Here is a 17,960-nt window from a genome sequence, read left to right as displayed (position 1 = left end):
TCAGCCTATAAACAAGTTCAGCTTATAAACCTATGGGTTTTGCCAAAAGACAATGGAGGGATTAAGGTTCTGAAGTTGAGTGCCCGGATAATAGAAGCTAAGAATGCGGCTGCTCGACCAGCCTAAATCGCCTAAGTGGTAAGCCCCAGTCTGGCTCATGCCCACACCATGCCCAAAACCGCCACCGACAAAAGCATAGCCCTTCAAAACTTTGGGAGCCGCTTGGATGGCAGGACGGGATACTTGCTTTTGAGGGGCTGTCCCAATGATTTTAGGTGCTTTCAGCGCTTTCGTAGATACCTCGTAGATTGGATCGAGGTAAAAGAGGGTGCTGCTAGGCGCGTAGAATGCGCGTAGAATCTCGTCTTTCTCAAGTTGAATGACACCTTTATCGGTGGTGACAGACATCTGCTGAACTCGTCCGGCAGGCGATCGCTCTAGTACTTTAATATCCTGAATTTTTGTGAAGTCTTCCAGCGGACTCTGCTTGCTTTGCAGATAACTTCTTAGGTCTTGGGAGAGTTCTGCCAAAGTGCTATTGGTTCGCCAACGGAAATAATCCCAGCTTGCCTCGTTAAAGCCTTTCTTTTCGGCTATAAATGCCCGGAAGTTGGCTTCATCGGTCAGGGGCTTAGCTGAGAGATCCCAAACGTTTTCTGCCGAGTCCACAACGGCTTGAAGGTAGGGACGATCGGCACCGTTCCAGACATTGCTAAAGGGCGCAGTAACGCCGCCCGTAGTCGAGGAGTAGAGGGCATCAACCAATTCATTCTGGTAGGTCAATACTTGCCCAGCCGTAGCCGCGATCGCCCGGTCTGACTCAGGCGCTGAGCCAGAAAGTCCGTAGTAAACCTGACACTGAGTGTCGGCACACATTTGGTAGTTATCAATGGCAAAGCGGCGCAGGTTTCGCAGCGCATAGGTTCGAGCCAAAATTGCCTGTGCCTCAATGGCAGTGGGAGGGGCGCTGGCTCCAATTTCGTTAGGAACAACGCCTCGCAGATAAGTTTCGATCGGGACTTGGTTGACCAGGGTATAGGTGCCGTAAGCGTTGGGCTGAAGCTTGAGGTCGCCGCCGTATACCCGCCGCCCATGGTCTTCGTGGTTGAAGGTCACTTCCACGCGATCGCTCCCCGCATCAATCACCAAATCGTCCCGCTGGTAGCGATTGCCGCCTGTTGTGAAGGTTGCTTTGGGGGCTTGTGTCTCCAACTTCGAGTCAATAAAAGCGATCGTTGCGCCATTAGCGCGCAAGTTCTGCATCAATAATCGACGCAGTAGCGGGGTTTTGTAGGTTTCTCGCTTTGCCCAAACTTGCCACTGTCGGGGTTGAGCTAGCTCTACGTCAATCCCCTTAGACTTCCATTGATTCGCGCTATCTTCGGCACTTTCAAAGCTGCGATGACTGCTTAAAACGACCCGCTCTTTGACCTGCGGTTCAGGCAAAGGCTGCAAAGTAACATTTAACGTGACCTCGTTGGCAGTGACGATCTTTTTAGGAACCCCTTGATCGGCAAATTTTAGGGTGAGGCGATCGCCTTCTACAGGCTTAAGAGTAATCACATCATCGGTAGCAGACCCAAACCGCTGCACCACCCCAACATCAATGATGGCGTTAATAATGGGGTTCTGGATATTCTGCCCTGGGCTAGGGTTTTGGGTAGGGTTCTGTACGTCTTGAGCCGCAGCAGGTTGGATCAATAATCCTGAGCCGCAAATTGCCAGAGTAACGCTAGATAAACCAGACCAAAACCAAAAATTAATCCAAACGGGAGCCAATGGCTTTTTCATGGAGAAGCTTTCCACTATGGACATAACCTACTGCGTTGATTAAGGCGATTCAGGTTTTAAGTATGGTCACTTAGACAAGGTTTGATAGCACCCGTTTCTAAACTGTTATAGCTTTATCAGTTGAGTAATGGCGCAATCACTTTATGGAATGAAACAGTAGATTTATTTGGCTAGATTACAAATGCTACTAGAGAAGACGGCTACGAAAGATAGATGAAAATTCTAGAAGTGTGACTGAATCGGGCGATCGCTCGACTGAGACGACCTATCTTTATAAAGTCCAAACAAGCATTGTATAAAAAGATGCTTTAGTTACACTGACAGTTGATTCACTTGCCTCAGATTAAATTCATACAATCTTCTTAAAAGTGACATTGCGTAAAGAAGTGTAAAGAAATTAAGTTAAAGGAAAACTTTAAATTCAATCCTCGCTTGCTTCTTGTTCGGCGATCGCTTCAGCGATAAACATCCGCGCCAATCGATTGTAATTGCCTGCACCTACGAATTGTGGGAAGGTGTGCGATCGACTATAAACCCAGACCAATTGATCCCCATCAAAAATCCGGATATCTTGCAATAAACTTTTGCATTGAGGAATGAGCGCCTTGCCTGCTTCTAGGGCGTCAGTCCATCGCTCAAATTCTTGAGAAAAACCACGAGTTGCAACTCTGAACATTAATTTTTTACTATAAATTGCCCGATCCGAATCATAAACTTTCTGAAGCCTGAGCGAAATCATTTTTGCTCAATTTGCTGAGTCAGCTAGAGCCGCTCATGATCCCCAGCCTTAATGACAAGGCAAAGTTTCACCCCATCGTAGAAACAGTATAAAATCCCCTTTAGCTAGCCGTCTTAAGCTAGATTTTAAACATCCTTTCTGTCCCCACCAGCAGCCTGGCAAAGTCAACAGAATCTCGCTAGGGTGTAGAAAATAATCGTGCCTCGCTCATTGCCTATCTCATCGTCATGGCTTCGATCGCTACTGAATAAAACCTTATTTATAGATGCCCGTGCAATCTCAAAAAGTTCAGAAGATTGACCTTAAAGCCGAATATCCCTGTCCTTGCCGTCGGCGGGGTCGACTGACTCCGATTGCGTTAACCGATGCGTTTGGATGCGATCGCTGTCAGCAAATTTTTGTGGTTCAGGAAAATGGCTATATTATTGAGCAGCTTTCGACCAATTATCCCTACAAGCGCACTTGGCGTTGGACAGGACATCAGTGGACAGTCGCGCGATCGAGTTTAGGCAGAGATTATTTGCCTCTGATGCTAGTCAGTGTTTTTGTAATAGGGTTCTTAATTTTATTAACCCTATTACAATCGCCGTTGAGCGCCAACATTGCCTTTCGGGTGGCAGCAGCAACATTGGTGCTATGCGTAATGCTAGGCTTAATGCTGTGGTTAGCCTGTAGACGATAAACACCGCCAAAACTGCCTTGAACGCCTCACCTAATTTAACTGTTAATACCTACCGTTCCCATCAGTCCTCCTTAGAACTGGCAGCTAAAAAGGGGACAGACCGAAGTCGTGCCCTGCAACTGATGGCTGAGGCATTGTTGAAGCGACAGGACGACATTTTAGAAGCAAATACCCTCGATTTGGAAGCCAGCCGCGAGATGGCGGTGCCTGATTTGATTTTAGATTGGCTGAGGCTTACCCCTGAGCGGCTTCAAATTGTCGGACGGGCGCTTCATCGTCTCAGCGAAACGTCTGACCCCATTCAGCAGGTGCTGAATATTCCGTCTTATCAGGTCGATCAATGCCAGACCTATTGCCAGCTAATGCCTTTGGGAGTGATTGCACTGATTTATGAGGCGTTACCTGAGTTGGGGGCGATCGCGGCTGGACTTTGCATCCGTACGGGCAATAGCCTAATTTTGCGGGGCAGCCCTGAAGCCAGTCACTCCAACCAAGCGATCGCTAATATTATTCAAGCTGCCCTTGAAGACACAGACTTGCCCATTGATTGCGTGCAGCTTTTGCCCTCAGAACAGGGCGATTTGATTCGAGAACTGGTCACTCAAGACCAACATATTAACCTAGTGATTCCCTACGGTCGCCCTCAGTTAGTGCAGCAGGTGATGCGGCAAGCTACGGCTCCAGTCTTGCAAACGGCGATCGGCAATTGTTATCTGTATTGGTCGCCCACAGGCAGCTTGGATATTGCCCGCTGGATGATTTTAGATAGCTATAAAAGTGAGCCTGAACCCGTCAATGCTATTGAAAAAGTGCTGATTAGTCGTTATCACAGCCCGACTTCTTTAACAATGCTGTGGAACAGTCTGAAAGAACAGGGGTTTGAACTGCGAGGCGATGAGATTCTGGCGGCAGAGTTTCCAGAAATATTGACAGGTACGGTGAGTCAGGCAGACTGGGGACAGCCCCGTTTAAATAGGGCGATCGCCTTCAAAAGTGTAGACGGTTTGGAAACCGCGATCACCTGGATTAATCAATACAGCAGCGGTCATGCCGACTGTCTCGCCACGGAGTCGTACCAAGAAAGCCGCCAGTTTGCCCTAGGAATCAATAGTGCTATGACATATATCAACGCAACGCCAAGGTTTTACCGAAGTCCTAAGCGGGGAAGTGCTGTAGCTTTAGGGATGTCGAACCAGAAGGGGCATCGGCGAGGGTTAATTAGCCTGGAAACCTTGACGACTGTGAGACATATTGTGCAGGGCAATGGGATTGTCTAGGATTGAGAATAGTGATAGCGAAGGTGGAGCAAGTTAAGCCATGATTCCGATTACTTTGAATCTTGAATCGGTTGTAAAACTCACGCCTGAGCAGTTTTGTCGACTCTGTGAGTCCAATCCAGAAACTAAGTTAGAAATGACCTCGGTGGGAGAACTGGTTGTTATGTCGCCAACAGGTGGAATGAGTGGAAATCGCAACATAAAAATTTCTCACAGGGTAGAAAGCTGGGCCGATGCAGATGGCACAGGCGTTGCGTTTGACTCTTCGACAATGTTTAAGCTGCCTAACGGCGCATTTCGATCGCCCGATGCTGCTTGGATTCTTCTAGAGCGCTGGAATCAGCTTTCGTCTGAACAGCAAGAAACCTTTCCACCTATTTGTCCTGATTTTGTGATTGAGTTGCGCTTTAAGACTGATAGCCTGCGATCGCTTCAAGACAAAATGCAAGAGTACATCAATAATGGTGTCCGACTAGGCTTTTTACTCAACCCTTACGGAAAACAAGTTGAGGTTTATCGGCAAGGGTGCGAAAAGGACGTGCTTGACGCTCCAATGCAGTTGTCGGGCGAAACTGTGCTGCCCGGGTTTGTTTTGAAGCTAGCTCAAATCTTGTAATAGAGCTTAGAGCATGATGGTGCAAAAAGAGAGAGGGCAGAGTCAGAATTCTAACTTAGCCCTCTCGTTTGATAACTAGATTTTAAAGAAACAGATTTCTACACAGATGGTTGCGAGTTTTCAACCAATTTCACTTTTTTCGCCAAGCCCACCAGTTGGAGGAGGCGAATCATCATCCAGGTTGCATCAATTTCCCACCATTTCATGCCGTGCCGTGCCGAGTATTGGTAAGTGTGGTGGTTGTTGTGCCAGCCTTCGCCATACGCCAGAAGCGCCACCCACCAACAGTTGGTAGAAGCGTCGTCAGAGTCGTAGGTGCGGTAACCAAACTTGTGAGTAGCACTGTTGACCAGCCAGGTGGTGTGATAAACCAGCACTAGACGGACAAAGACACCCCACAGCAAGAACGTCCAGCCGTTGCCTGATAGCGTGCCAATTCCAAAGAGGAAAGCGGCAAAGACAAGCTGAATAGGGAAGAAATACTTGTCGAGGAACTGGTAGAAGCGATCGTCAGCAATATCTTTTGTAAACCGAGGGATTTCATTCTCTACGGGCACATCGTGGAACATCCACCCCATGTGGCTCCACCAAAAGCCCTTGGTAGAATCATGATGATCAGGGTTTTGGTCAGAGAAAACATGGTGATGGCGGTGTAAACCGACCCACCAGATTGGTCCGCCCTGCACTGACAGAGTTCCACAAAACACTAGAAAGTACTCTAGCCACTTGGGAGCCTGAAAGCTGCGATGGGTTACCAGCCGATGCCAGCCCAATGTCACGCCTAAGCCACCCGTAACCCAGTGCAAAAAAACAGCCAGCCCAATTCCAACCCAGCTAAAATTCGCGGGCAGTAAGGCAAAGAGTGCCACGAAGTGAATGATCGCCATAAAGATGATGACCGCCCAATCGTAGGGAAGTTTTGTTGTAGTCGCAGTTGTCGTCATGCATTAATCTCTAATGTGAATGTGAACCCCGATCCGCGCGACAATAGACCCCGCAGGTGAGACCCATTTTAGATTCTAGAGGGTAGATTTTAGATTTGCTACGTGAAATAGCAGAGTAGGAGGGTAATATCCGTCCAAAGGTCTAAAATTACCGGGTTTCTAAATGCTGTAAACCATCCGGGAGATAGAGAGTCGAGTATGATGAGCAGCTTTGAGCAGCTTCAACAAGCAGAACAGGGACTATCACAGATTTTTTCTGGTATTGACGCGCAGGTCAAGGAAAATCTTCGACGAGTTTTAACAGCCTTTCGGCGGCATCAGGTGGGAGTGCAGCATTTTGCTGGAGTTTCGGGCTATGGGCACGATGATTTGGGGCGCGAGGTTCTCGATCGCATTTTTGCTGAAGTGATGGGATCTGAGGCGGCGGCGGTACGGGTGCAGTTTGTTTCAGGTACCCATGCGATCGCGGCTGCGCTTTATGGTGTGCTGCGTCCTGGCGATGAAATGCTGGCGGTGGCAGGTGCCCCCTACGACACATTAGAAGAAGTGATTGGTTTGCGGGGAACCAATCAAGGTTCTTTAAAGGACTTTGGTATCACTTATCGGCAGTTGGAACTCACGGCAGCTGGGGCGATCGATTGGCAGGCTTTGGCAACAGCGGTGCGCCCAGAAACTCGCCTAGTTTTGATCCAGCGATCGTGTGGGTATGCTTGGCGATCGAGCTTGGCGATCGCGGATATTGAAAAAATTGTCTACCTGGTCAAGCAACAGAACCCTAACACCGTTTGCTTTGTCGATAACTGCTACGGCGAATTTGTTGAAGACCGAGAACCCCCAGCAGTTGGAGCAGATTTAATTGCCGGATCGCTAATCAAGAATCCGGGAGGCACGATTGTTACGGCGGGTGGCTATGTGGCAGGGCGATCGGATTTAGTTGAGATGGCAGCGTGTCGCCTCACGGCTCCTGGAATTGGCAGCGAGGGGGGAGCGACCTTTGACCAGAATCGTCTGCTGTTCCAGGGGCTTTTTCTGGCTCCTCAGATGGTGGGCGAAGCCATGAAAGGGAATCATCTAGTGGCTCAAGTCTTTCAAACATTGGGCTATCCAGTCAATCCATTGCCCATAGCTCCCCGCCGCGACGTGATTCAAGCCATTAAGCTGGGTTCTCCAGAGAAAGTAATTGCTTTTTGCCATGCAATTCAGCAGTATTCGCCGATCGGCTCGTACCTCAGCCCTGTGCCTGCCAATATGCCGGGATATGAGAGTGAGCTAGTCATGGCGGGAGGCACGTTTATTGATGGCAGTACTTCAGAATTTTCGGCAGATGGACCATTGCGGGAGCCGTACATTGTGTTTTGCCAGGGGGGAACACATTGGACGCATGTGGCGATCGCCCTGGAAGCAGCCATTGAAGCAGTAGGGCGGTGTGAGAGGGCGTAAGGTGAGACAGCCAGAATAAAATCGGGAATACTTGATGTCATAGTCGCATTTATCTCGAAATTCAATCCCAAAATTTATCCCCAACTTTAATATTGGCGATGGTTCAACCGCAAGATCTGCAAACCTGGTTTTCTCAGGGCAATACACTCTTTAGCATCAGGCGCTATGACAGCGCGATCGATCGCTTTGACAAGTTACTTGCCTGTGAGCCTCAGCATTTCCAAGCCTGGTGCTGGCGGGGATGCGCGCAGTATGAGATGGGGTTTCATGAAGAGGCGATCGCCAGTTTTGAACAAGCTTTGAAGCTTCAGCCTAAGTACAGCCTAGCTTGGCTGGGTAAAGGGACAGCCCAAGCAAAACTCGGTGATCCAGAGGGAGCGATCGCCAGTTTTAATAAGGTGCTTAAATTTGACCCCCACGATGCAAAAGCCTGGTACAACAAAGGTCATACGCTCTCTACCCTCTACCGCTACAAGGAAGCTTTACCTTGCTTTGATAAAGCCACGGCACTGAACCCAACCTATTATCGGGGGTGGTTTAGCCGAGCAGTAGCGCTAGCGACTTTGCGGCAGTATGAAGAGGCGCTGGAAAGTTTAGAGCAAGCTCTGAAGAATAAGCCTACCTGCCACTATGCCTGGAACTATCGAGGGGTAGTATTGACAAAGCTGAATCGCCACCCAGAGGCGATCGCCAGTTTTGACACCTCGCTCCAGCACAAAACTGACAATCCGAATGCCTGGTATGGGAAGGCATGTTCCTATGCGCTGCAACAGAATGGCGAGATGGCAGTAAAGAGTATTCACCGCGCGATCGTCCTTAGCCCCCACCTTTGCCGCGTCATGGCACACACCGATGCTAGTTTTGATGGCATTCGAGAAAGTAAAGCATTTCAGGCACTGCTAGGTTAGGAAACTTAAGCCGTTTGGCGATCGGGCAGGAGATTGGGGCACTGGCTCAGGCGCGGGGTTGCGCCAGAAGTTGAACATAGGAGAAATCTGTGCTGAAATCAGCAGTATTCTCATCTACGATAATGTTGGTGGTACTCGCATGGAAGCAACACCTATGTTAGAAACTGCAATCCTTGACAACCTGGAGAAACTACCCGAATCTCTCAAAGAAGATGTTCTGCATTATGTAGAGGCTCTCGTTGCGCAGCATTCAAAGACACTTGCCGCAACAGAAAAACCAGCGAGACGGGGCGCCCTTGGCATTTTGAAGGGTAAGATTAAGATTGCAGATGACTTTGACGAACCATTAGAGGATCTAAAAGACTACATGTAACGATGAATTTACTTTTAGATACTCATGCTGCTCTTTGGTATTTGCAAGATAGCCCAAACCTCAGTCCGGCAGTGGGAGAAATACTTGAAGTAACAGGGAACAATCTGTACTTGAGCATTGCTAGTTTATGGGAAATTGCCATTAAGCATGGACTAGGCAAGTCGGAGCTTGAGTTTCCATTTCACCACTTGCCCAATCTTTTGATGAGTTTTGATATCAAAATTCTGCCGATCGCATTTGCGCCTACAGAGTGTTATCTTGCCTTGCCTCTACATCATCGAGATCCGTTCGACCGAATGCTTGTTGCCCAAGCCATTTACCACTCCTATACGTTAGTGAGTCAAGATGTAGTACTTGATGCCTACCCAATTCAGCGCTTATGGGCATAAGTTTTGACGATTCATAATTATTAGTAAACAACTGATGGACACGGGACAAATGGTTGAGCACTATCGCCGAAATCTGCCGTCTTGTCACCTAATTACCCTAATCAACGTTAGGTCATTTGGGAGTTAAATCCCCAATCTATCAACGTACAGATTGGGGACTCAACGAATAGAGCCTTTATGTAATTACCGTGGGTTGTTCGCGCCCCGTCAATTCTCGCACTTGGGCAATTTCATTGGCGATCGAGATTAATTCTCCTAGCGCCAACTGTGTATCTTGGTTCTGCTTTGCCACATTTGGCTCATAGCTCTCGACGTAAAGCCGCAGGGTTGCGCCCTGGGTGCCTGTTCCCGATAGGCGGTAGACAATTCTAGAGCCGTCGGTAAAGCCGACCCGAATGCCCTGCTTCTGGCTGATGCTGCCATCAATGGGATCGATGTAGCTGAAGTCATCAGCAAATTCGACTTCGTAGCGTCCATATTGCTTGCCCTTCAGATCAAGTTGACGAAGGCGATCGACTAATTGCTGAGCGCGATCGCTGTCCACGCCTTCGTAGTCGTGCCGCGAGTAATAGTTACGTCCGTAGAGTTGCCAGTGGCTCTGGGCAATTTGTTCCACCGACTCTTGACGCACCGCCAAAATGTTGAGCCAGAACAGTACTGCCCACAGTCCGTCTTTTTCGCGGATGTGGTTTGAGCCAGTGCCGAAGCTTTCCTCGCCACAAAGGGTGGCTTTGTCTGCATCTAACAAATTGCCAAAAAACTTCCAGCCCGTTGGCGTTTCGTAGCAGTCGATGCCGAGCCGCTTTGCCACTAAGTCGGCAGCTTGGCTAGTGGGCATGGAACGGGCGATACCTGCTAATCCAGTGCTATAGCCTGGAACCAAGTGAGCATTGGCGGCAAGAATAGCAAGGCTGTCGCTAGGAGTGACGAAGAAATTACGACCCAGAATCATATTGCGATCGCCATCCCCATCGGAAGCTGCCCCAAAATCTGGCGCGTTCTCCCCAAACAGGATCTCTACTAGCTCATGGGCATAGACCAGGTTAGGGTCAGGATGTCCGCCGCCAAAGTCTTCTAGGGGCGTACCGTTCATGACGGTGCCCGCAGGCGCACCCAACCGTCCCTCAAACAACGCAGTCGCATAAGCCCCAGTGACAGCATGCATGGAGTCCATCTTCATCCGAAAATCTCCGGCGAGGAGTTGCCGAATTTTATTGAAGTCGAAGAGCGATTCCATTAGCTCGGCATAGTCCACCACTGAGTCGATCACTTGCACGGTCATTTCGCCCAGTTGAGCAGTGCCGATGAGGTCGAGGTTGATGTCTGGAACTTCTAAAATTTTGTATTGGGCGATCGTTAAAGTTCCGGCATAGATTGCCTCGGTCACCTTTTCAGGCGCGGGGCCGCCATTGCCAATGTTGTACTTAATTCCAAAATCTTCGGTTGGGCCGCCCGGATTGTGGCTTGCCGACAGGACAATGCCACCAAACGCCTGATTTTTGCGAATAATGCAGGAAACGGCTGGAGTCGATAGAATGCCGCCTTGCCCCACGAGTACTCGCCCAAAGCCATTCGCCGCTGCCATTTTGAGGATGATCTGGGTGGCTTGGCGATTGTAGTAGCGTCCATCGCCGCCTACCACTAAAGTTTGACCAGAGTAGCCTTCCAGGTTGTCGAAGAGCGCTTGAACAAAGTTTTCTAAATAATTAGGTTGTTGAAACACTGTTACTTTTTTGCGGAGTCCAGAAGTGCCAGGTTTCTGGTCTGTGTAGGGAGTCGTGTTACGGGTAGTGATGTTCATCAGATATTTTAGAGAAAGGACGGTGGGACGCTCAGTAAAATCTTACTTGGGGAAGGGACTGGGGAGATAGCGTTCTAGGCTACGATGGGCGGCATGATTCGTAAAAAATGGCGCGACTCCCTGCGGGTATCTCGAAGCGCCCCCTTGCGGGTATCTTGGAGAGCACGCCTCCTCTTCACCATCCTTATTGCCCTGCCGTTTCTAGTGCTGAATGGCATTGCTTTCATGCAAGCCCGTTCCATGACCCACTTTGTTAGCGTCCGGCAACGGACGGCAAAACCTGAGCAGCTTGCTCTCATCGATAAAATTCGCGTCATTCTCACAGGTGTGGAAATCCCTCGCCCTAAGAACCAGACTACGCCGCAGGAAATTCAGCTTGGTTACGAAACCCATCGCATCGCCATTGGGCAAGAAGGCAAAGAAAATCTAGAGGCTTGGTATATTCCAACTCAAAAATCTCGTGGTTTAGTATTACTCTTTCCACCTTACGGCAGCAGCAAAGCCGCGCTTTTAGCTCCTACAAAAGTTTTCCATGACTTGGGCTATGATGCGTTGCTGGTCGATTTTCGGGGAGCAGGCGGGTCTACTGGCAACGACACCACTTTGGGAGTGCGGGAGGCAAAAGATGTGGCGATCGCCTTCACTTACAGTCAGAAGCAGTGGGCTGACAAACCGATGATTCTTTATGGCGCTTCCATGGGTGCGGTGGCAGTAATGCGAGCAGTGGCGATCGAAAAGATTGAACCTGCCGCCCTAATTTTAGAGAGTCCGTTCGATCGCCTTCTCAACACCGTTCGCCATCGCTTTGAAGTCATGGGGATTCCGTCCTTTCCTAGTGCTGAACTGATTGTGTTTTGGGGCGGTGTGCAGCAAGGCATTGATGGTTTTAGCCACAATCCTGTAGATTATGCTCGCTCTATTCCCTGTCCCGTGCTGCTGCTGCACGGTGAGCGAGATCAACGGGTTACGGTGGCAGAGGCTGCCCAGATTTTTGAACGCTTGCCTGGGCAAAAACATTGGCAGGTATTTTCCTCTGCCAATGGACACGGCTCCCTAACGGCAGATGATACGGAACAGTGGCAGGATTGGGTGAGTCGTTTCTTGAAAAGCGATCGCCCGACTCATAAACCTGGAGTCATTGTTGAATAAAAATTAAACCTCTTCAAAAAAAGATTGATGGAAAGTCTATCTATCAGCAACACTAACTTCATCATTACAAAGTGATTGATTTGCAGAAGCTAATGTAGTATTTAGAGCTTATAATTCCGCTAGCTAAAATCAAGGCTACCGATCGCGGCTAGAGACTAGGCTCCTACCCTAAAGAAGCGCTATCTTAGTCCTTGTTCAAACTCTCAACTATCTATAGCTTTCCCGTTGTGAATCAACCCCTCTCCAAGCTTCAGCTAACTCAGTTAGCTTCCATTGCCTTCTTACTGCCCGTAGGAGCCGCTGCCCTCCTGGGCATCATTCAGGTTTGGGTGGGCGGAAAAGGGGCAACATCAGGAGCGATCGCCCCAGCCCAGGCTGACACGATCCACATTGCGCCAAAAACTGAACCAAAAGTTGATTATTTGGCAAACAAGCTGAATGGTAGACCCCAGATCTCACCCTTGCCGACTGCCCAAGAAACCTGGGAATGTGAAGTGGCGATCGTCGGTGGAACATTGGGCGGCGTAGCAGCAGCCTCCCAAGCCATGCAGTCTGGGGCAAAAACTTGCCTCATTGAGTTGTCCCCTTGGCTCGGCGGACAAATTAGCTCCCAAGGCGTATCGGCGCTAGATGAGTCAATCACTATGCAGCGACAAGGGAATGCTTCAAGAAGCTGGAAAGACTTTAAGCAACTCATTGAAGATCAAGAAATTAAGCTGCCAGCCTGGACTAACATCTCTGAGCCTTTAAGAGTTTCAGAAATCAATAACTGCTGGGTGGGTGGCCTTTGCTTTCCACCTAAAGCCGGAGCCAAAGCCTCTTCCCAACTTCTGGAAACAGCAGCAGAGACTGCACCGGGCAGCCGCTGGCAAACTTCAACAGCATTTAAGGGCGCAGAATTTGACAAAACAGGCAAGCAAATTACCGCCATTTACGCCGTTCACCGTGCGCCGCTCAACCCCAACTATGTGCCCGAAGGTCGACCATCCGTCGAGCTACCCCGTTGGTACAGTTGGGACTCTGACGAAACCTTCAATAAAGTCCCTATTAAGCTACAAGCCCCTCCTGGCAAAAAAATGATCGTCATTGATGCCACAGATACAGGCGAGCTAGTGGGCTGGGCGGGTATTCCATATCGCCTGGGTTCAGAGGCACGCACCACCACCAGCGAATCCTTTGCTTCTCGGCAAGACAATCCTGACTGTACTCAGGCGTACACCTTCCCTTTTGTGTTGGCAATTAAGGACGACCAGAAGGTTAGCCAAAAGGCACTTTCTAAGATTCAGCCTGACTTTCCTAAAGAAGAGCATCGCCGCGAGTTCAACTTAGGCAGATTTCCAATGTTTGAGGGCGGCAGTTTTTTTCGCTATCGCCAAATTGTTAGCACTCAGCAAAATAACTGGGGCGTTGGCTTGCCGGCTTGGGGCGACATGACGTTGGTTAACTGGAACCAGGGCAACGACTGGATTTGGATGGATCCACCGTTGATTTTGAATGAGCAAAAAATTTCTAAAACGGGGCAGCACCAGAACTGGATGGGTGGACTGTCGATGGAATCGTTACGCCATGCTGAGAACCAGTCCTTCTTGTTTGCCGAATGGCTGATGGAAAAATATTCTCAGCCTAAATTGCCGCTGGCGTACCTCTATGGAGCGGATGAGCCCATGGGAACGATTTCTGGACTCAGCATTATGCCCTACATTCGGGAAGGAAGGCGGATTTTGGGGCGATCGGCATATGGGCAAGACCAATTTATGATGCGTGAGCCTGACCTCCGGAAAGATATGCGGGGCAGCCGCGACTTAAGCCCCACAGCCGTAGCAGTCACTCATTATCCGATCGATATACATGGCTGCCGTTACCGCAACTCTGATTCGTCTTGGGAAGCCAGTAGCGCTCCTGTAGGAGACGACTCGAAAATTAAGCCTATTTTTATTCCAATTGAAAGCTTGGTGCCCCAAGGGGTTGATAATTTGTTGGTGGGTGGTAAGGGCATTGCAGCAAGCCACATTGTTAATGCTGCTACTCGCGTTCACTATGGCGAGTGGGTGATTGGTTCGGCGGCGGGTGCGACTGCGGGTTGGCTCATGACGAAGGAGCCAGGTCTGACGCCTGCTACGATCGCTACCCGCAAGCGCCTACCCGAATTGCAAGACTACATCGAAGCGCAGGGTGGACGGGTGGATTGGTAGCATAGCGCAGGGCTGGAGTTATGGCGCTGGAGTGATAGGGGATGGGGGCATGGGAGCCGGAGTTAAGGGTGGCGCTCCGGGTTCTACTTCTTGCTGAATCTGCGGCGGAGCGGAGCGGAGTTGAGAGATCAGGCTACGGATTTGGGGAAGAGCCAGGAAAGTTCTGGCTTGGGCAATCATTCGATCGCCCCACAAATTTTCTTGCAAATATTCAATATCGCCGTAGCGGTAGTCAATTCTGAGCGCCGACTCGCCAAAGCTTAAAGCCTGGTTTGTGTTGCCTTTGGCGTTGAGGGCAACTGCGATCGCTAATTTAGACTCTGGCTGGGTTTCATCAATGACGATCGCTTCTTTCCACTTTTTCACTGCCTCATCAATTTTGCCTTGTTCAAACAGCACCAAGCCAATGTTATTAATGGCAGGCCAGAACTTAGCATCAATTTTGACAGCCTTTTCGTACTGAGCGATCGCATCGTTGTAGCGAGTTAGCTGGTAGTACGCATTACCTAAGTCAAACAGTGCCCCTGAGGTATCAGGCTTAAGTTTCAAACCTGCCTGAATGTAGCGAATGGCAGTTTCGTAATCTTGTTTGCGAAAGTATGCCGAACCGAGGTTAAACATAATTTCGGCATTGTTTTTCTCTAATGAATCTGCCTTGAGTAAAGCTTGAATGCCTGCATCAACCTGTCTAAGCTGGAGGTAAAGCCCACCCAACAACGCCCAAATCTGGGCATTGCCTGGAACCAGTTGAGACGCTAGTTCAGCCCTAGCCAGTGCCAAATCAAACTGTTGAAATTGTGCCAACTGAAGCGCTTCCTGTGCCAAACCTAAACCCTGTTGCTCTAGCTGATCTTGATCAAGCTGTAAAACGTGCGGGATGAGTGCCTGGGCATGAACGGGTTGAGCGACACTCCACAGACTGGCGATCGCCATGAGAGAAAACAGGGAAAAACGTTTGGACACAGTTTAGGTTTCGCAAAATACAAAGGGCTGACAGCTAGCTTAGATCATTTGCCCTGGATCAGGGTAAAAACTTTACTAACCGTCTGCTCTTGGCATTACTTAACGCAGTACCGCAGCCGACTTAGCCCCAAAAATTCCATCAATGGGCAAGTTATTAGACCTCTGCAAATTTCGAACCGCGGTTTCGGTTCGTTCAGCATAAAACCCAGTTACGGGACCTGTGTAGTATTTCCGGTCAATCAACCTTTGTTGTAAGGCTCTGACATCCTCGCCACTATCGCCAGGTTGCAGCAGCCGAGTGATTGCAGCCGGACGAATGGTTGGGCTACCTGAGGAAGGAGGAGTTGCGGCGGGGGCACTTTCCAAAGCCGCGAGGGTTGTTGATCCTACGAATCCATCGACAGGGAGCCGATTTGCCTGTTGAAAACGCTTGACTGATTCCTGTGTCACCGCGCCGAAGAAGCCCGTCGAGGGCCCTGTCAAATATCCTGCCCGTCGCAGTAAGTCTTGCAATCGCGTTACACGTGTGCCGCTGTCGCCAAAGCCTAGTGTTGCACTGCCTACAAGTCCAGGATTAGAAGGAGTCACAGGAGCAACAGGAGCAACGGACGTAACGAGCGCAACAGGCTCGATAGGAGCAACAGGCGTAACGGGCGCAACGGAAGTTTCTAAGGCTTTGAGGGTATGGTAGCCTGCCACGCCATCAACTGCTAATCCTTTCGATCGCTGGAAGTCATGCACGGCTGCTTCGGTAAACTCGCCGAAGAATCCAGTTGAGGCGCTCGGAAAATACCCAGCATTCCGCAATAGGTCTTGCAGACGAATCACATCAGCCCCGCTGTTCCCTCTAAAGGTTGTTAAAGCCTGAGCGGCTCCAGCAAAGTTGCTGCCTAAAGTTGAGCAGGCAATGCCCAGCAAGGTTATGGCAGCGGAATTGACCCAGTTGAAGTTAATTTCCTTCTCTTCAGGATATTCGTACTCTTGAGCGGCATGAAGGTAAGCAAAAGTTTCCACGGGCAGTCTCCTCACGTTTAATTTAGTCTGGAATCTAGTATTTTCAGAATCGCGCTCAAAGCCGAAATTAGAAATTAATTGCCTAATTATATTGAACTATTACCCTAAACTGCGTCAGGACGATAACAAGGTAAAACGACTGTAAAAGTCGTGCCCTGTTGAGGAATGCTCTCAACCTGAATCTGTCCATGGTGGCTTTCGGCAATGACTTTAGCGATCGCCAGCCCCAACCCCGTTTCCGATCGCCCTTTGCCTCCAGAGCGTGCCGGATCAACTCGATAAAAGCGATCGAATACTTGGGGCAATGCTTCTGCCGGAATGCCAATACCCGTATCTTTGATTTGGATTTGCCACTGCGCGATATTCTGAATCTTCCGCTGAAGCGTCACCTCAACCTTTCCCCCTGTAGATGTATATTGCACGGCGTTACTAATAAGATTGGTCAGCAGGCGTATTAACTGATTGCGATCGCCTTGTACCATTTCTCCCAAAGTATTGGGTAATTGTAGCGAGAGAGTTAAACCTTTCTCAGTGGCGATCAATTTCTGTTCTTCTACTACGTCCTTTAGCAATTCATCTAAGTGGACTCCTTCCAGTTGCAGTGGCGTTATGCCGCTATCTTGTCTTGCTAAAAATAAAAGGTCATCCACCAGTTGCCCTAGTCGTCTTGTCAGCCGTTCAATCACCCGTAGCTGATCTTGTTGCAAATGTGGATCAGGATCGGCGAGTGCGACCTGCACATTGGTTTGAATGACTGCGATCGGGTTCCGCAACTCATGGGATGCATCTGCTGTAAACTGCCGCAGCCGTTGATACGAATCCCGCACCGGAGCCATTGCCAACCCCGACAAAAACCAACCGATCGCCCCCACTACTCCAGTCATTAACCCTAGCCCCAGCCCCAAATCTCGAATTAACTGCCGAGTCGGTTTCGTTACCTCAAACCAAGGATGGCTGACCCGCAAATAGCCTAGAACTTGCCCTGCGCTGACAATTTGCCGCGTTGCCTGTCGTAATAACTGCTCACTCGTAACCGACACCGTTTCTTCAATATTTTCAGGACGCAGCGGAATGCTGGGTGAAATAAAAAAAGTAGACCACTGCAACTCGCCTGCCGCGCTAAACCATTCCAAATCAATGTGATCGTCTTCTACCGCCTCGGCATTACTGCGGAAGCTGGCATCCAAATTAACTTGCAGGGAATCATTGGGAGCAGATTGAATCACCAGCGATCGCTCTACAACTTCCACAACATGGCTTAAGGTGTCATCAATACGTTCAACTAACGTGGTGCGAACGTAGGTATAGAAACCAGTGGCGAACAGCAGCAACAGCACTGCTGTAACAGTGGTGTACCATAGGGCAAGGCGGCGGCGAGTCGTCTGGAACATGCTGCTTTAAACCTTAGGTCTTTTGATTCTGAGATTTGAACCGTCCGGCAATAAAATCTCTCTTAATGGCGTGTTTTGTTTGCCGACCTGTTACCCGCGATCGCCACATTCTAAAACTCGAAGCTCTCATTTCGCGGCGCATTAAGGCAATTACCTGTTTCTCTTGCAGTCCAAACTGTAGTTCGATCGCCTCAAACGTCGTTCGATCTTCCCATGCCATTTCGGCAATGCGATCGAGGGTTTCAGAATCTAAATCGGGGAGTTCCATAAGTTTTCCAAAGTTCTGTCTAA

The 17,960-nt window shown here is 49.5% G+C and carries 17 protein-coding genes; 9 read left to right on the top strand and 8 right to left on the bottom strand.

Features of this window, described 5'->3' with window-relative positions; translation table 11 throughout:
• Window positions 1-30: 30 nt before the first annotated feature.
• A complete protein-coding gene (locus KME11_00495) occupies window positions 31-1,791 on the bottom strand; it encodes a SpoIID/LytB domain-containing protein (GenBank protein ID MBW4513685.1) in 1,761 nt (586 codons plus the stop codon).
• A gap of 421 nt (window positions 1,792-2,212) precedes the next feature.
• On the bottom strand, window positions 2,213-2,467 hold the full coding sequence (locus tag KME11_00490) for a hypothetical protein (GenBank protein ID MBW4513684.1): 255 nt from the start codon (window positions 2,465-2,467) through the stop codon (window positions 2,213-2,215).
• Between the two features lie 328 nt (window positions 2,468-2,795).
• Here KME11_00490 and KME11_00485 point away from each other — a divergent pair, with 328 nt between their 5' ends.
• Genes KME11_00485 through KME11_00475 form a run of 3 tightly spaced genes read left to right on the top strand, consistent with a single transcriptional unit; the run spans window position 2,796 to window position 5,105 of the window.
• Window positions 2,796-3,212 carry a hypothetical protein gene (locus tag KME11_00485; protein ID MBW4513683.1) on the top strand — a complete coding sequence of 139 codons (417 nt, stop codon included), beginning with the start codon at window positions 2,796-2,798 and terminating at the stop codon, window positions 3,210-3,212.
• A gap of 17 nt (window positions 3,213-3,229) precedes the next feature.
• The gene (locus KME11_00480) at window positions 3,230-4,489 is read left to right on the top strand and encodes a glutamate-5-semialdehyde dehydrogenase (GenBank protein MBW4513682.1); all 1,260 of its coding nucleotides are present in this window, start codon (window positions 3,230-3,232) and stop codon (window positions 4,487-4,489) included.
• Window positions 4,490-4,529: 40 nt separating this feature from the next.
• Window positions 4,530-5,105, top strand: a complete 576-nt coding sequence (locus KME11_00475; protein ID MBW4513681.1) for a Uma2 family endonuclease — start codon at window positions 4,530-4,532, stop codon at window positions 5,103-5,105.
• A 98-nt stretch (window positions 5,106-5,203) separates the two neighbouring features.
• On the opposite strand, the gene KME11_00470 is transcribed toward KME11_00475, so the two are convergent.
• Entirely contained in the window at window positions 5,204-6,049 is an 846-nt protein-coding gene (locus tag KME11_00470) for a fatty acid desaturase (protein MBW4513680.1), read from the bottom strand.
• Between the two features lie 201 nt (window positions 6,050-6,250).
• Between KME11_00470 and KME11_00465 the strand changes: the two genes are divergently transcribed.
• The 4 genes from KME11_00465 to KME11_00450 all read left to right on the top strand — a co-directional run bounded on the left by KME11_00465 (window position 6,251) and on the right by KME11_00450 (window position 9,159).
• On the top strand, window positions 6,251-7,489 hold the full coding sequence (locus KME11_00465; protein MBW4513679.1) for a methionine gamma-lyase family protein: 1,239 nt from the start codon (window positions 6,251-6,253) through the stop codon (window positions 7,487-7,489).
• A gap of 98 nt (window positions 7,490-7,587) precedes the next feature.
• Window positions 7,588-8,397 carry a tetratricopeptide repeat protein gene (locus tag KME11_00460; protein MBW4513678.1) on the top strand — a complete coding sequence of 270 codons (810 nt, stop codon included), beginning with the start codon at window positions 7,588-7,590 and terminating at the stop codon, window positions 8,395-8,397.
• A 154-nt stretch (window positions 8,398-8,551) separates the two neighbouring features.
• Window positions 8,552-8,770, top strand: coding sequence for a DUF2281 domain-containing protein (locus KME11_00455; protein MBW4513677.1), 219 nt, complete (start codon window positions 8,552-8,554; stop codon window positions 8,768-8,770).
• Window positions 8,771-8,772: 2 nt separating this feature from the next.
• Window positions 8,773-9,159, top strand: a complete 387-nt coding sequence (locus KME11_00450) for a type II toxin-antitoxin system VapC family toxin (protein ID MBW4513676.1) — start codon at window positions 8,773-8,775, stop codon at window positions 9,157-9,159.
• A 175-nt stretch (window positions 9,160-9,334) separates the two neighbouring features.
• Here the strand turns inward: KME11_00450 and KME11_00445 are convergent, their stop codons facing one another.
• Complete coding sequence (locus KME11_00445; protein ID MBW4513675.1) at window positions 9,335-10,960, bottom strand: alpha-D-glucose phosphate-specific phosphoglucomutase; 1,626 nt, start codon at window positions 10,958-10,960, stop codon at window positions 9,335-9,337.
• A 93-nt stretch (window positions 10,961-11,053) separates the two neighbouring features.
• Between KME11_00445 and KME11_00440 the strand changes: the two genes are divergently transcribed.
• Window positions 11,054-12,109, top strand: a complete 1,056-nt coding sequence (locus KME11_00440; GenBank protein ID MBW4513674.1) for an alpha/beta hydrolase — start codon at window positions 11,054-11,056, stop codon at window positions 12,107-12,109.
• 272 nt (window positions 12,110-12,381) lie between these two features.
• Window positions 12,382-14,301 carry an FAD-dependent oxidoreductase gene (locus KME11_00435; protein MBW4513673.1) on the top strand — a complete coding sequence of 640 codons (1,920 nt, stop codon included), beginning with the start codon at window positions 12,382-12,384 and terminating at the stop codon, window positions 14,299-14,301.
• Between the two features lie 18 nt (window positions 14,302-14,319).
• Here KME11_00435 and KME11_00430 read toward each other — a convergent pair whose 3' ends face one another.
• The 4 genes from KME11_00430 to KME11_00415 form a co-directional block, all read right to left on the bottom strand.
• Window positions 14,320-15,264 carry a tetratricopeptide repeat protein gene (locus tag KME11_00430; GenBank protein ID MBW4513672.1) on the bottom strand — a complete coding sequence of 315 codons (945 nt, stop codon included), beginning with the start codon at window positions 15,262-15,264 and terminating at the stop codon, window positions 14,320-14,322.
• A 99-nt stretch (window positions 15,265-15,363) separates the two neighbouring features.
• Window positions 15,364-16,278 carry a peptidoglycan-binding protein gene (locus KME11_00425; protein MBW4513671.1) on the bottom strand — a complete coding sequence of 305 codons (915 nt, stop codon included), beginning with the start codon at window positions 16,276-16,278 and terminating at the stop codon, window positions 15,364-15,366.
• A gap of 104 nt (window positions 16,279-16,382) precedes the next feature.
• On the bottom strand, window positions 16,383-17,669 hold the full coding sequence (locus tag KME11_00420; protein MBW4513670.1) for a HAMP domain-containing histidine kinase: 1,287 nt from the start codon (window positions 17,667-17,669) through the stop codon (window positions 16,383-16,385).
• A gap of 13 nt (window positions 17,670-17,682) precedes the next feature.
• Entirely contained in the window at window positions 17,683-17,937 is a 255-nt protein-coding gene (locus KME11_00415; protein MBW4513669.1) for a TIGR03643 family protein, read from the bottom strand.
• Between the last annotated feature and the right edge of the window lie 23 nt (window positions 17,938-17,960).

The organism is Timaviella obliquedivisa GSE-PSE-MK23-08B (assembly GCA_019358855.1).
GTDB classification, from domain to species: Bacteria; Cyanobacteriota; Cyanobacteriia; order Elainellales; family Elainellaceae; genus Timaviella; species Timaviella obliquedivisa.
The sequence above is the reverse complement of the archived record's forward strand: the minus strand, read 5'-3'. Positions and strand labels throughout refer to the sequence as shown.